12 protein-coding genes are annotated in these 13,007 nt (G+C 70.7%); 2 read left to right on the top strand and 10 right to left on the bottom strand.

From position 1 onward, the window contains the following. Positions 1–29 precede the first annotated feature (29 nt). From R2B38_RS38710 to R2B38_RS38690, 5 genes are all read right to left on the bottom strand, one after another. A complete protein-coding gene (locus R2B38_RS38710; protein ID WP_318020472.1) occupies positions 30–965 on the bottom strand; it encodes a lysophospholipid acyltransferase family protein in 936 nt (311 codons plus the stop codon). Further along, positions 965–1,738: a GNAT family N-acetyltransferase gene (locus tag R2B38_RS38705; RefSeq protein WP_318020471.1), complete on the bottom strand. Its 774-nt coding sequence runs from the start codon at positions 1,736–1,738 to the stop codon at positions 965–967. The genes R2B38_RS38710 and R2B38_RS38705 overlap by 1 nt, the downstream gene beginning before the upstream one ends. A gap of 376 nt (positions 1,739–2,114) precedes the next feature. After that, positions 2,115–2,864, bottom strand: a complete 750-nt coding sequence (locus tag R2B38_RS38700) for a succinate dehydrogenase/fumarate reductase iron-sulfur subunit (RefSeq protein ID WP_318020470.1) — start codon at positions 2,862–2,864, stop codon at positions 2,115–2,117. Continuing rightward, positions 2,861–4,813 carry a fumarate reductase/succinate dehydrogenase flavoprotein subunit gene (locus tag R2B38_RS38695; RefSeq protein ID WP_318020469.1) on the bottom strand — a complete coding sequence of 651 codons (1,953 nt, stop codon included), beginning with the start codon at positions 4,811–4,813 and terminating at the stop codon, positions 2,861–2,863. The genes R2B38_RS38700 and R2B38_RS38695 overlap by 4 nt, the downstream gene beginning before the upstream one ends. A gap of 19 nt (positions 4,814–4,832) precedes the next feature. Further along, positions 4,833–5,504 carry a succinate dehydrogenase gene (locus R2B38_RS38690; RefSeq protein ID WP_318021899.1) on the bottom strand — a complete coding sequence of 224 codons (672 nt, stop codon included), beginning with the start codon at positions 5,502–5,504 and terminating at the stop codon, positions 4,833–4,835. A 119-nt stretch (positions 5,505–5,623) separates the two neighbouring features. Between R2B38_RS38690 and R2B38_RS38685 the strand changes: the two genes are divergently transcribed. Beyond that, complete coding sequence (locus R2B38_RS38685) at positions 5,624–6,505, top strand: LysR family transcriptional regulator (RefSeq protein WP_318020468.1); 882 nt, start codon at positions 5,624–5,626, stop codon at positions 6,503–6,505. Positions 6,506–6,555: 50 nt separating this feature from the next. Here R2B38_RS38685 and R2B38_RS38680 read toward each other — a convergent pair whose 3' ends face one another. The 5 genes from R2B38_RS38680 to R2B38_RS38660 all read right to left on the bottom strand — a co-directional run bounded on the left by R2B38_RS38680 (position 6,556) and on the right by R2B38_RS38660 (position 12,110). Then, a complete protein-coding gene (locus tag R2B38_RS38680; protein WP_318020467.1) occupies positions 6,556–7,335 on the bottom strand; it encodes an oxidoreductase in 780 nt (259 codons plus the stop codon). An 85-nt stretch (positions 7,336–7,420) separates the two neighbouring features. Beyond that, on the bottom strand, positions 7,421–7,813 hold the full coding sequence (locus R2B38_RS38675) for a DUF4440 domain-containing protein (protein ID WP_318020466.1): 393 nt from the start codon (positions 7,811–7,813) through the stop codon (positions 7,421–7,423). Positions 7,814–7,863: 50 nt separating this feature from the next. After that, entirely contained in the window at positions 7,864–9,999 is a 2,136-nt protein-coding gene (locus R2B38_RS38670) for a putative bifunctional diguanylate cyclase/phosphodiesterase (RefSeq protein ID WP_318020465.1), read from the bottom strand. Further along, positions 9,996–10,808, bottom strand: coding sequence for an SAM-dependent methyltransferase (locus R2B38_RS38665; protein WP_318020464.1), 813 nt, complete (start codon positions 10,806–10,808; stop codon positions 9,996–9,998). Before R2B38_RS38665 ends, R2B38_RS38670 begins: the two co-directional genes overlap by 4 nt. 342 nt (positions 10,809–11,150) lie before the next feature. Next, positions 11,151–12,110, bottom strand: a complete 960-nt coding sequence (locus tag R2B38_RS38660) for an SCO0930 family lipoprotein (RefSeq protein ID WP_318020463.1) — start codon at positions 12,108–12,110, stop codon at positions 11,151–11,153. Between the two features lie 271 nt (positions 12,111–12,381). Between R2B38_RS38660 and R2B38_RS38655 the strand changes: the two genes are divergently transcribed. Further along, entirely contained in the window at positions 12,382–12,993 is a 612-nt protein-coding gene (locus R2B38_RS38655) for a hypothetical protein (RefSeq protein WP_318020462.1), read from the top strand. Positions 12,994–13,007 lie beyond the last annotated feature (14 nt).

The raw sequence follows: 13,007 nt of genomic DNA, 5'->3' as shown, positions 1-13,007 counted from the left end.
TTCCGGCCGCCGGGAGAGGTCAGTGAGGTTCAGGCGTCGGCGGCCGGCGAGCTGGTCGCTCGCGCGGTCGCGGTGGTGCGGGTGGGCCTGATGATCCTCATGGACGCAACGCTAACAGGACGCCTCCGCGCCGTCCTGCGGATTTTCACCGGGGCCTGCGCCACCGACGTGCAGTGGTCCTGGTGCTGGGGCTGAGCGGTGACCCCGGCCTGCGCCGCGTGGGCGAGGGAGCGGCGGTCGGGGTGGCTGCCGGGGGCGATGGTCTCGCCCACCTCCACCTCGGCGACGAGCCCGCGCGTCGACACGACCCGCCACACCGAGGTGAGCAGGGAGTCGCTGCCGACGAAGGCGGGGGCGGTGCTGGCGGTGCCGTCCGTCAGGTAGTGCAGGCCGACCGGCTGGACGGGGACTCCGGCGTCGAGTGCGGCCTGGAAGACGGCCCGCCGGAAGTGGCCCTGCGCCCGGCCGCACCAGGTGCTGCCCTCGGGGAAGACGGCGACCGCCCCGCCTGCGCGCAGGGCGCCCGCGATGGAGGCGACCGTCTCGGGCAGGGCGCGCAGCCGATCGCGGTCGATGAACAGGGCGCCGCTGCCCGCGGTGAGCGTGCCCGCCACGGGCCAGTGCCGGATCTCGGCCTTGGCCAGCATGCGGGCGGGGCGTACGGCGGCCAGCAGCGGGATGTCCAGCCACGAGATGTGGTTGGCGACCAGCAGCAGTCCGCCGGTGGACGTGGTGGCGCCGGTGATGCGGAGCTGGATGCCGGCGGACCGGACGATCGTCCGGCACCACCAGCGCACCGCGCGGGCGGGGATCCGCTTGCCGACGGGGGTGAGCGCGGCCCCGGCGGCCACCACGACCAGGACGGTCACGAAGCGCAGCACGGCGCGCGGTACGGCCGTGACGGACCCCTTCGACTCGATGCACGCCCTGGGGGTGCAGGGCGCGCTGGGCAGCCAGACGCTCATCACGCCGGGACGAGCGAGAGGAAGTGCCGCAGATAGCGCGGGTTGACCCGGCGCATCGACAGCAGCACGTACAGGTCGGCGACCCCGAAGTCCGGGTCGTGGGCGGGCTCGCCGCAGACCCAGGCGCCGAGGCGGACGTATCCGCGCAGCAGGGGCGGGAGTTCGACGCGGCCGGCGGGGCGGGTGACGCCGTCGGCGCTCCAGGGCAGCAGCGGGCGTACCCGGAACTCCTCCGGGGCGAGGTGCTTGGCGCTGACCCGGTCCCAGGTGCCGGCGGCGAGGGCGCCGCCGTCGGCGAGCGGGATGGAGCAGCAGCCGGCGAGCCACTCGTGGCCGCGGTCGACCATGTAGCGGGCTATGCCGGCCCAGATGAGGCCGATGACGGCGCCGTCGCGGTGGTCGGGGTGGACGCAGGAGCGGCCGACCTCGACGAGGCCCGGGCGGATCGAGTCGAGGGGGGCGAGGTCGAACTCGCTCTCCGAGTAGAGCCGTCCGGCGACCGCGGCGCGCTCGGGCGGCAGCAGCCGGTAGGTGCCGACCACCTGCCCGGTGACCGTGTCGCGGACGAGGAGGTGGTCGCAGTAGGCGTCGAAGGCGTCGACGTCCAGGCCGGGCTGCGGGCTGGAGAGGTGGGCGCCCATCTCCCCGGCGAAGACGTCGTGCCGCAGCCGCTGCGCGGCGCGCACATCGTCCTCGTCGCGGGCGAGCGTGACGGTGTAGCGGGTCGGCGCGGCGGGCTGCGAGGGACGGTCGAGGGTGGAAACGCCGGTCATGGCTCTCCCTGATCACGGGCCGGGGACGGCGGAGGAACAAGCTGGCCGGTTCCGTAAGTCCAGCCGCAACAGTTCTTCCTACGCCGGGCGTCCTGCGCGTGACCTGTGCCCGGAGCCGGGATGTGGGGTTGTTGAACGGCGTCCTCACACCTCGGCGTTCAACACCTGGCGTTCACTTGGGCGCGGCTCGGTGGTGTCCCGGAGCGGCGGCGGACGGCCGTAAGCCGTCAACGACGGGAGCCCGGCGGGAGTTCCCGCATCCCCTCGATCGATCGAAAATGCCTGGCGGGACCGGGGATGAGCACCACTCCCGGTCCCGCCCGTCCGCATCTTGTCGGCGAACGTTCTTGTCCCGTCAGGGAGCTCGTGCGGGGATTCAGCGTTTGGCGGCCTTGCGGGTCGCCCGCAGCCACTCCTTGTTCATGCCGGTGATGGAGACCAGCGGGATGCCCTTCGGGCAGGCGGTGGCGCACTCGCCGGCGAGGGTGCAGCCGCCGAAGCCCTCGTCGTCCATCTGCGCGACCATGTCGAGGACGCGGGTCTCGCGCTCGGGGGCGCCCTGTGGGAGGACGTTGAGGTGGTTGACCTTGGCGGAGGTGAAGAGCATCGCCGCGCCGTTCGGGCACGCGGCGACGCACGCCCCGCAGCCGATGCACTCGGCGTGCTCGAAGGCGAAGTCGGCGTCCGGTTTGGGTACGGCGGTGGCATGGGCCTCAGGAGCCGCGCCGGTCGGGGCGGTGATGTAGCCGCCCGCCTGGATGATCCGGTCGAAGGCCGAACGGTCCACCACCAGGTCCTTCACGACCGGGAAGGCGGAGGCGCGCCACGGTTCGATGTCGATCGTGTCGCCGTCCTCGAAGGACCGCATGTGGAGCTGGCAGGTGGTGGTGCGTTCCGGGCCGTGCGCGTCGCCGTTGATGACGAGGGAGCAGGCACCGCAGATGCCCTCGCGGCAGTCGTGGTCGAAGGCGACCGGGTCCTCGCCCTTGAGGATGAGTTCCTCGTTGAGGGTGTCGAGCATCTCCAGGAACGACATGTCCGTGGAGATTCCGTCCACTTGGTACGTGGACATGGCGCCTTCGGCGTCGGCGTTCTTCTGCCGCCAGACGCGCAGGGTGAGCTTCATGCGTAGCTCCGCTGGGTGGGGTGGACGTACTCGAAGACCAGGTCTTCCTTGTGCAGTACGGGAGATGAGCCCGTACCGGTGAACTCCCAGGCGGCCGCGTAGCTGAACTCCTCGTCCCTGCGCTCCGCTTCGCCGTCCGGGGTCTGCGACTCCTCGCGGAAGTGGCCACCGCAGGACTCGGCGCGGTTGAGCGCGTCGAGGCACATCAGCTCGGCGAGTTCGAGGTAGTCGACGATCCGGTTCGCCTTCTCCAGGGACTGGTTGAACTCCTCGCCGGTGCCCGGGACCTTGATCCGCCGCCAGAACTCCTCGCGGATCTGCGGGATGCGTTCCAGCGCCTTGCGCAGTCCGCTGTCGGTGCGGGCCATGCCGCAGAACTCCCACATGAGTTCGCCGAGTTCGCGGTGGAAGGAGTCGGGGGTGCGGTCGCCGTCCACCGCGAGGAGCAGGTTGAGCCGGTCCTCGGTCTCCGCCAACACCTCCTGTACGGCGGGGTGTTGGACGCCGATCTCCTCGTGTCCGGGATTCCGGGCGAGGTAGTCGTTGATCGTCGCCGGGAGGACGAAGTAGCCGTCGGCGAGACCCTGCATCAGCGCGGAGGCGCCGAGGCGGTTGGCGCCGTGGTCGGAGAAGTTGGCCTCGCCGATGGCGAACAGGCCCGGGATCGTGGTCTGGAGGTCGTAGTCGACCCAGAGTCCGCCCATCGTGTAGTGCACGGCCGGGTAGATCCGCATCGGCACCGTGTACGGGTCCTCGGCGGTGATCCGGGCGTACATGTCGAAGAGGTTGCCGTACTTCTCCTCGACGGCCTTCCGCCCCAACCGTCCGATGGCGTCGGCGAAGTCGAGGTAGACGCCCTGTCCGCCGGGGCCGACTCCCCTGCCCTCGTCGCACACGTTCTTCGCGGCGCGGGACGCGATGTCGCGGGGCACGAGGTTGCCGAAGGCCGGGTAGATGCGCTCCAGGTAGTAGTCGCGCTCGGCCTCGGGGATCTCGTTCGGCGGGCGCTGGTCGCCCTTTGCCTTCGGCACCCAGATCCGGCCGTCGTTGCGCAACGACTCGCTCATCAGGGTGAGTTTGGACTGGTGATCGCCGGTGCGCGGGATGCAGGTGGGGTGGATCTGCGTGAAGCATGGATTGGCGAACAGGGCTCCCCGCCGGTGGGCGCGCCAGACGGCGGTGGCGTTGGAGTTCATGGCGTTCGTCGACAGGTAGAAGACGTTGCCGTAGCCGCCGCTGGCGAGGACGACGGCGTCCGCGAAGTACGTGTCGATACGGCCGGTGATGAGATCGCGCGCCACGATCCCGCGCGCCTTCCCGTCCACGACGATCAGGTCGAGCATCTCCGTGCGCGGGTGCATCTCGATGTTCCCGGCGGCGATCTGCCGGGACAGGGCCTGGTAGGCGCCGAGGAGGAGTTGCTGGCCCGTCTGGCCTCGGGCGTAGAAGGTCCGCGAGACCTGCACACCGCCGAAGGAGCGGGTGTCGAGCAGGCCGCCGTACTCCCGCGCGAAGGGCACGCCCTGCGCGACGCACTGGTCGATGATCTCGACCGAGATCTGCGCCAGGCGGTGGACGTTGGACTCGCGGGCCCTGAAGTCGCCGCCCTTGACGGTGTCGTAGAAGAGGCGGTGGACGGAGTCGCCGTCGTTGCGGTAGTTCTTCGCGGCGTTGATGCCGCCCTGGGCGGCGATCGAGTGGGCGCGGCGCGGGGAGTCCTGGTAGCAGAACTGGACGACGTGGTAGCCCTGTTCGGCGAGGGTCGCGCCCGCTGAGCCGCCCGCGAGGCCGGTGCCGACGACGATCACCGTGTGTTTGCGGCGGTTGGCGGGGTTGACGAGTTTGGCCTCGAAACGGCGGGTGTCCCAGCGCTCGTTGATGGGGCCGGTGGGCGACTTGGTGTCGGTGACGGGTTCCCCGGTCGTGAAGTCCGCGTATTCGAGGGGCATTTGGGCTTCAGGAGACATTTCAGCTCACCACTCCGGTCATGACGCCCACGGGTACGGCGATGAAGCCGGCCGTGAGCAGCAGCGCGAGGACATTGGCGATCGTCTTCAGGGCGCGGTCGCGGCTGCGGCTGCCCGCGCCGAGGGTCTGGGCGGCGCTCCAGAAGCCGTGCCGGACGTGCAGGCCGAGGGCGAGCATCGCGACGATGTAGATGGTGTCGCCGTACCAGGTCGAGAAGGTGTCCACGACGTTCTGGTACGGGTGGCCCTCCTGGAAGCCGCCGGAGTGCACGGTGCCGGTCGTCAGGTCGAGGATGTGCCAGACGATGAACAGGACGAGGATGATGCCGCCCCAGCGCATGGTGCGGGTGGCGTAGGTCGCCCGAGGTTTCTTGTGCACGTACTTGCTGGGGCGCGCCTTGATGTCGCGGCGGCTGAGCTGGTACGCGGACACGGCGTGGGCGATCACGGCGACGACGAGGACGATCCGGATGAGCCAGAGCGTCCACTCGTAGTGCATGAAGGGTTCGCCGATGGTGCGCAGCCAGTGGGCGTAGTGGTTGAACTCGCCCGCGCCGAAGAAGATCTTCAGGTTGCCGATCATGTGAACGACCAGGTACAGCAGCATGATCAGGCCGCTGACGGCCATCACCGTCTTCTTGCCGACGGAGCTGTCCCACACCGTGCGCGCCATCGACGGCCGTCGGTCCGTCCGCGTTGCCAGAGCCATGGCAAGCACGCTAAGTGTCAAGGGGCCGATCGGTCCAAGACATGGTCTGCCTGGTTTCCATAGCCTGTGGCTATCGTAGGTGTATGCAGTTCCAACAGCTCCAGTACTTCGTGGCCGTCGCCGAGACCCGGCATTTCACCCGGGCCGCCGATCTGGTCCATGTCGCACAGCCCTCGCTGTCCCAGCAGATCAAGGCGCTGGAGCGGGAGCTGGGCGCGGATCTGTTCCTGCGAGCCCGGGGCAACATCACGCTCACGGACGCGGGCGAGGCGCTGCTGCCGCTGGCCCGGCGCATCCTGGCGGACGCGGACACGGCCCGGCACGAGGTGCAGGAGCTGGCCCAACTCCGAAGCGGCCGAATCAGGTTGGGCGCGACCCCGAGCCTGTGCACGGGCCTGCTCCCGGACGTCCTGCGCGCCTTCCACGACCGCTATCCGGGCATCCGGCTGCTGGTCGAGGAGGGCGGTTCGCACGATCTCGTACGCGAACTCGCGCGCGGCGCCCTCGACTTGGCCTTGGTGGTGTTGCCGCTGCCCACCCCCTCACCGGCGTTGACCACGGTGGAGCTCCTGCGCGAGGACCTCGTGGTCGTCTCCTCGCCGGAGGCACCGGCACCGGGCCGAGGCCGGACGGTGCGGATCTCCGACCTGGAGGGCGAGCGCCTGGTGATGTTCCGGCACGGCTACGACCTCCGCGAACTGACCGTCGCCGCCTGCCGCGCCGAGGGCTTCGAACCGGACTTCGCGGTGGAGGGCGGCGAGATGGACGCGGTCCTCGGTTTCGTCCGGGCGGGGCTCGGCGTGGCCGTCGTACCGCGCATGGTCGCGACGAAGTCCGGGCGGGGGTTGCGGGTGACACCGCTGGCGCGGCCTGGGCTGCACCGGACCATCGCCCTTGCGCATCGCAGTGATGTGGCTCCGCCGAGGGCCGCGCGGGAGTTGCAGCGGATGTTGTTGGAGCGGTGACAACCGGGCGCCACGGTACGGAAGTTCATCGCCCCCGGCGCCCGGGTGGCTCACCACGTCGGGATGAACCCGCCGTCGATCACCAGGTCGCTGCCGGTCAGGTTCGCCGCTCGGTCGCCGGCGAGGAACAGGACCACGTCGGCGATCTCGGCGGGCTTGGAGAAGCGGCCGGTGACGGTGGCGGCGGAGGCCTGGGCGACGACCTGTTCGGGGGTGAGGCCGGCGGCGGCCGATACCGTCGCGGCGACGCCACCGCCGCCGAGCCACAGTTCCGTCTCGACCGGGCCGGGGCTGACCGTGTTGACGCGGATGCCCTTCGGGCCGGCCTCCTTGGACAGGGCCTTGGAGAAGGCGACCAGGGCGGCCTTGCCCGCGCTGTAGTCGATGACCAGCGGGTCGGGCAGGGTGGCGTTGACCGAGCCGATCGTGATCACGGAGCCTCGCTCCGCGGCCAGCATCAGGGGCAGGGCGGCGCGGGTGACGCGTACCGCCGTGAGGAGGTTGAGGTCGAGGGTGCGCGCCCAGTCCTCGTCGGTCACGGACAGGAAGCCGCCGGTGCGGGGCGGTGCCGTACCGACGTTGTTCACGAGGATGTCGACGCGGCCGTCCGCCGCCTCGATCAGCCGCTCGGCCGCACCCGGTTCCGCGAGGTCCACGGGCACCCAGGTGACCGGGAACTCCTTGACCAGCGCGTCCAGCCCCTCGGTCGTCGTACGGGACCCGGCGACGACGCTCGCGCCCGCGCCGGCCAGCGCCTTCACGACCGCCAGCCCGATGCCCTTGCTGGCGCCCGTCACCACGGCGGTCCTGCCCTGCAGTTCGGTACTCATCGAGCCCAACTCCTTCGGTGAGACGCGGGACGCTGTTCGGTCGCCTTGGGGGCATCCTCCCCCGCCCGCGCCTCTCGCACAGGTCCTACTCGATGTCCGGCGGCACCACGGTCCCCTGGTGGTAGAACATCCGCCAGCCCGTCTCCTCGTCCCGCTTGCGCCACAGGGACGTGCGGCGGGCGCGGCGGCCGTCGGAGTCGGTCTCGTAGCGGAGCTGGACCAGGCCGGGGGCGAGGAGGGTGCCCGTGATGGCCGGCGGGTCGTGGTGCGGCTCCTCCGCCTCCGCGCCCGTGTGCTCGGGGAGCCAGGCCAGCATCTGCTCGTACGTGTAGCGGCGGCCCGAGGCGCCGATCTCGACGTACTCGGGGTCCAGCAGCCGGACCGCCTCGCTGCGGGAGGCGCGGACGGCCGGGTCCAGAAGGGCCAGTTCGCCCGCGATCGCTTCGTTCACGGCGTCCGACGCATGTGCTTCACTCATCCGCACATGATCACCCTCGAACCCGGGCCTCCCGCAACCGACTTGTGCCCTCAGCCGGTCGCGTCCACCAGCGCCAGGTCGTGCAGCCGCTCCGGCGGGCCCGGGCGGGCGTAGAACCAGCCCTGGGCCGTGTCGCAGCCCAGTATGCGGAGCTGTTCGGCCTGGGCGCCGGTCTCGACGCCCTCGACCGTCACCGCGAGGTTCAGGCTGTGGGCGAGGGAGACGATGCCCTCGACGATCTTGAGGTCGACGGGGTCGGCCGGGAACTGCTGCATGCTCTGGGTGAAGGAGCGGTCCAGCTTGAGGATGCTGACCGGCAGGCGGCGGAGGTTGGCCAGGTTCGAGTAGCCGGTGCCGAAGTCGTCCAGGGCGATGTCGACGCCCATCTCGGCGAGGCGCCGCAGCGGCTTCAGCAGGTCGTCGTCGGCGCCGATGAGGGCCGACTCCGTGACTTCCAGGCAGAGCGCGTCGGGTGCGACGCCGGTGCGCTCCAGGATGTCGACGGTGTCCTGGACCAGGCCGGGGTGGGTGAGCTGGCAGGGCGAGAGGTTGACGTTGATGCGCAGGGGGACGTCGTCGCCGTACGTCTCACGCCAGGCGCGGGCCTGGCGTACGGACTGTTCCAGGACCCAGCGGCCCAACGGGACGATCAGGCCGGTGTGTTCGGCGAGCGGGATGAAGCGGTCGGGGCCCAGGACGCCGTGCTGCGGGTGCAGCCAGCGGACGAGGGCCTCGGCGCCGCGCACGCTGCCGTCGCCGAGGTGGACCAGCGGCTGGTACTCGATGAAGAACTCGTTGCGGTCCAGGGCGGCGGGCAGGGCCGTTGTCAGGCCGTGGCGTGTGATCGCGCGGGCGTCGGCCTCCGGGTCGGCCAACTCGAAGCGGTTTCCGCCTGCCGACTTGGCGCGGTACATGGTGATGTCGGCGCTTCGCAGCACCTCCGCGGGGCCGCGTTCGCCGGCCGGGCCCTCGACGATGCCGATGGAGCCGCGCACGGTGAGGTCGCGGCCGTCGATGCTGACGGGGGTGATCAGGGCGTTCATGATGCGGCCCGCGAGTTCGTCGACCTCGCGCTCGGTGTCGGGTCCTGTGGTCAGCGCGACGAACTCGTCGCCGCCGAGCCGGGCGACCATCTCGCCGGGTGCGGTCGCGCAGGACTGCAGCCGGTCGGCGACCTCGACGAGCAGCCGGTCGCCGGCCGCGTGGCCGAGGCTGTCGTTGATGGTCTTGAAGCCGTCGAGGTCGAGGTAGCACAGGCCGAACCGCTGGTTGTTGCCCGCGCCGAGCGCCTTCTCCAGGCGTTCGAAGAACAGGGTGCGGTTCGGGAGGCCGGTGAGGGCGTCGTGGGTCGCCTCGTAGCGCAGCCGCAGGTTGAGCAGCCGGCGCTCGGTGGTGTCCTCCATGAGGGCGAGCTGGTACTGGGGGTTGCCGTCCGCGTCGCGCAGGAGGGAGACCGTGAGGTTGGTCCACAGGACCGTTCCGTCAGGCCGGTAGAACGCCTTCTCGACGTGGTAGTGCTCGCGCTCGCCGCGGACGAGCTCGTCGTAGAGGGTCCAGGTCTGCGGCGCGTCGTCCGGGTGGGTCCACTCGCGGACGTTGCGGCCGCCCATGGTCTGGTCATTGATGCCGAACATGCGCAGCAACGCGCCGTTGACCTGGAGGATGTTGCCGTCGAGGTCGGCCATGCCGATTCCTATGGCAGCGCCCTCGAAGACCGCGCGGAAGCGGGCCTCGGTCGCGTGCAGGGCCTGGGCGACGACGCCCTGGGCCTGGAGGGCGGCCACGGAGATGGCCTCCTGCTCGGCCAGGGTGCGCTCGCGCAGGGCCTGGGCGAAGCCGGCGGCCATGGCGTGCTGGAGGCGGGCCGAGCGGATCCGCAGGTCCTCCTGGGAGCCGTCGCCGCCGCAGTAGAGCACCAGGTAGGCGTCGACGCACTCCAGGCTGCGGGTGAGGGCGTCGGGGTCGGTGCAGTGCGCGGAGACGAGGGCGGCGCCGACCGCCTTGCCCTCCTCGGCCTCGAAGGTCCTGGCGCGCAGCGCCTCGCTCAACCGCCGTGCCAGCGGCAGGAGAAGCTCCTCGAACTCGGGCCGGGTCAGCGACGTGGAGGTCGCCGGGAACACCGCCCGGCTCCAGATGGTCGCGAACCTGCGCAGTCTGTCCTCCGGCCCGTCCGGCTCGGCGATCACGCCGCGCGTCCTACGCCGGCGAATCCGGAGAAGGAGTACGGATCCTCGTCCTCCAGCACTGTGTCCGGCCGCCACTCCGGCATCGGCACCAGTCCCGGTTCCACCATGTCGTACCCCTCGAAGAACCGCGCGATCTCCTCGCGCGAGCGCATGATCAGCGGATTGCGAATGTCCTTGTACACGTCCACCGCGCCTTCCGCCCGCTCCGGTGGCAGCGGGATTCCCTCGTACGAGGCATGCGTGAGGATCAGCAGGCTGCCGGGCGCGAGTGCCTCGCGCAGCTGTGCCACCGCTCCGTACGGGTCGTCCGCGTCTTCCACGAAGTGCAGTATGGCAACGAGAAGCAGCGCCACTGGCCGATTCACGTCGATCAGCCGCCGCACCTCGGCGCTCGCCAGGATCTCCTGGGGCTTGCGGAGGTCGGCCGCGACGACGTCCGCGGTCGCGTTGCCCGCGAGGACGGCCTGGCTGTGCGCGACCGCCACCGGGTCGTGGTCGACGTACATGACATGGGCGCCGGGGACGGCCTTCTGGGCGACCTCGTGGACGTTTCCGAAGGTGGGAATTCCGGAGCCGATGTCGAGGAACTGGGTGATGCCCTCGGCGGCCGCGAAGCGTACGGCGCGACGCATGAACGCGCGGTTCGCCTGCATGATCTTGGGAAGTCCCGGGAGGAACTCCATGGCCTTGCGGGCCGCCTCCCGGTCGACCTCGAAGTTGTGCGAACCGCCCAGGTAGTAGTCGTAGATACGCGAAACGCTCGGCACCGAGATGTCGATGCTTCGTGGTGCCCAGGCGGGACGCTCCATGTATCTCTCCAAGGCGTAGGCGATCCGGTGTTCGAGCTGAGGCTACTGATCGCCCGCCAAAGGGTCGAGCGGAAACGGAAATTGACCATCCGTTCCCGCCGATTGCCAGCGGCACGTGCCGAATTGACGTGCGGGGACATGCGGAGAGGCGCGGCGAATGCCGGAATTGGCGTCCGGAATACGCCAAAGCGGCCCGCCCCCTCCGTGCGGTGCGGAGGGGGCGGACCTGGGGTCGCGCGCGCTGCTGTGTTGTTCGGCATTTCTGTCGCTTGCCCGCGACCCTCCCTTCCGCGTTTCGGGTGCCGAGTGGGCGGGGGGCGATCAACCCTGGGGAGGTTCTCGCTACTCCGCGGGCGCGCCGACCGGCTTGCCTTCAGGGGAGACGGCGTACCAAGTGCCGCCCACGCCCTGTCCGTTGGTCTGTCCGGCGGCCGTGTCACCGGAGAAGGTGTAGATGGGCCAGCAGTTGACGGTCATCTGCTTGACGCCGTCGGAGCGGGTGAAGCCCATGAGGCCCTTCTTCTGCACGCCCTTGGTGTCGCTCGCCGAGACGATGCCGACGGCCGGCCACTTCTCCGCGCAGGCGCCGAGGCAGTTCGAGACCGACTTCGGCCATGCCTTGTCCTTGAGGAAGCGGTAGACCGTGTGGCCGTTCTTGTCGACGACGATGTCGCCGAGCTTGGCGTCCTTGCGGACGGAGAGGCCGGGCAGCGAGGCGAGGGTCGCCTTCTTGCCGTCGGGGGCCAGCGCGTACCACTTGCCGCCCACACCCTGGCCGTTGACGTCACCGGCGTTGACGTCCTTGGCGTAGCGGTAGGCGGGCCAGCCGCCGATGGTCAGCTGCTTGGTGCCGTCGGTGCGGGTCACCTCGCCGAGGAGGGCCTTGTCGATACCGGCGCCGGCCGTGGCGTCGTCCGCGGGAACCGGCGGCCAGGCGGTGGCGCAGTCGCCGTCGCAGTTCGACTTGGGGGGATTGGCCGTGTCGGCGTCGAAACGGTAGAGAGTGAGGCCGGCGCCGTCGCTCAACACCTTGCCGAGATCGGGGTTGTTGGCAACGGTCAGCTGGCCCGCGGGCTCGGCGGCCGCGGCCTGCTGGCCGTCCGCGCCGTAGCCGTTGCCGGCACCGGTGCTGGCGCTCGCCGTGGCACCGACGCTTCCGTAACCTCCGGCCGCCGCCGTGGCACCGACGTTCTGTGCCGCAGAGGAAGGCGTGGTCACATTTTCCGAACCGCACGCCGCCGTCAACGCCATGACGGACACGGCCGTCGCCGCGAGTGAGGCGCTCCGCCAGGAGGTCTTCATCGTCAACTCCCCATAATCACCTGGATGTTGCAGCGCCCGTCTGTGCCGCCGCACGGTCCTAGGTACGGGTGGGGACCACGGAAGTGTTCAACCGGCGCACAAATTTCTTTCCGACCCCTGTGACCCGGCGGCTCCATCTCGTACGCCCGTGCGCATCCGGCCATGTCCGACGGTCGGTTCGTCAAACCGTCACACCGCGCCTTCCACTCCTTCGGGGCAATCCCTTCGCGCCACGGCGCGCCCCCGCCCGCGAGGCCTCATGATCTCCGTCGTGCATGGACCCGAACCGACCCGAACCGCCCTCGCCGCAAGGGTGTTGACCCTGGTGACGCTGACATGGCTGCTGGCGGGCGCACCGGCGGGCCTGGCAGCGGCCGACGCGTGCGCGTACGCCTCGACGGGGCCGGACGGCACGGAGGCGGTCGCGGTGGCCGGCGGCGACTGGCCGACTCCCCCGGTCTGCCCGGAGCCGACCCCGCCGCCGCCCTGCCCCTCGCCGACCCCCACCCCGCCACCGCCCAAGCCGACTCCGCCTCCCCCGCCGAAACCCACCCCGACCCCGACCCCCAAGCCGACGCCGAAGCCCCGGCCCACACCGAAGCCCACCCCGCCACCGCCCGCCCCGGCGCCGCGCCCTGCCCCGGCGGCTCCGGCGCCCCGGGTGATCCCGACCCCCACGCCCACTCCGACCCCCACCCCGACCCCAACGCCGAAGCCATCACCCAGGCCCACCCCGCATCCCTCGGCGTCCCCGGTGAGTTATCCGAAGTACCACGCCCAGCCGAGTCCGCGGCCGGCCCCCAACCGGACGCCGCCGGTCGTCTACGTCCTGCTCATCACCCTGCCCGCGGTGGTCGCCATCGTCGCGCTGCGTCCACGCTGATCCCCGGAGGAACC

This window comes from Streptomyces sp. N50 (assembly GCF_033335955.1).
Classification (GTDB): Bacteria; Actinomycetota; Actinomycetes; order Streptomycetales; family Streptomycetaceae; genus Streptomyces.
The sequence above is the reverse complement of the archived record's forward strand: the minus strand, read 5'-3'. Positions and strand labels throughout refer to the sequence as shown.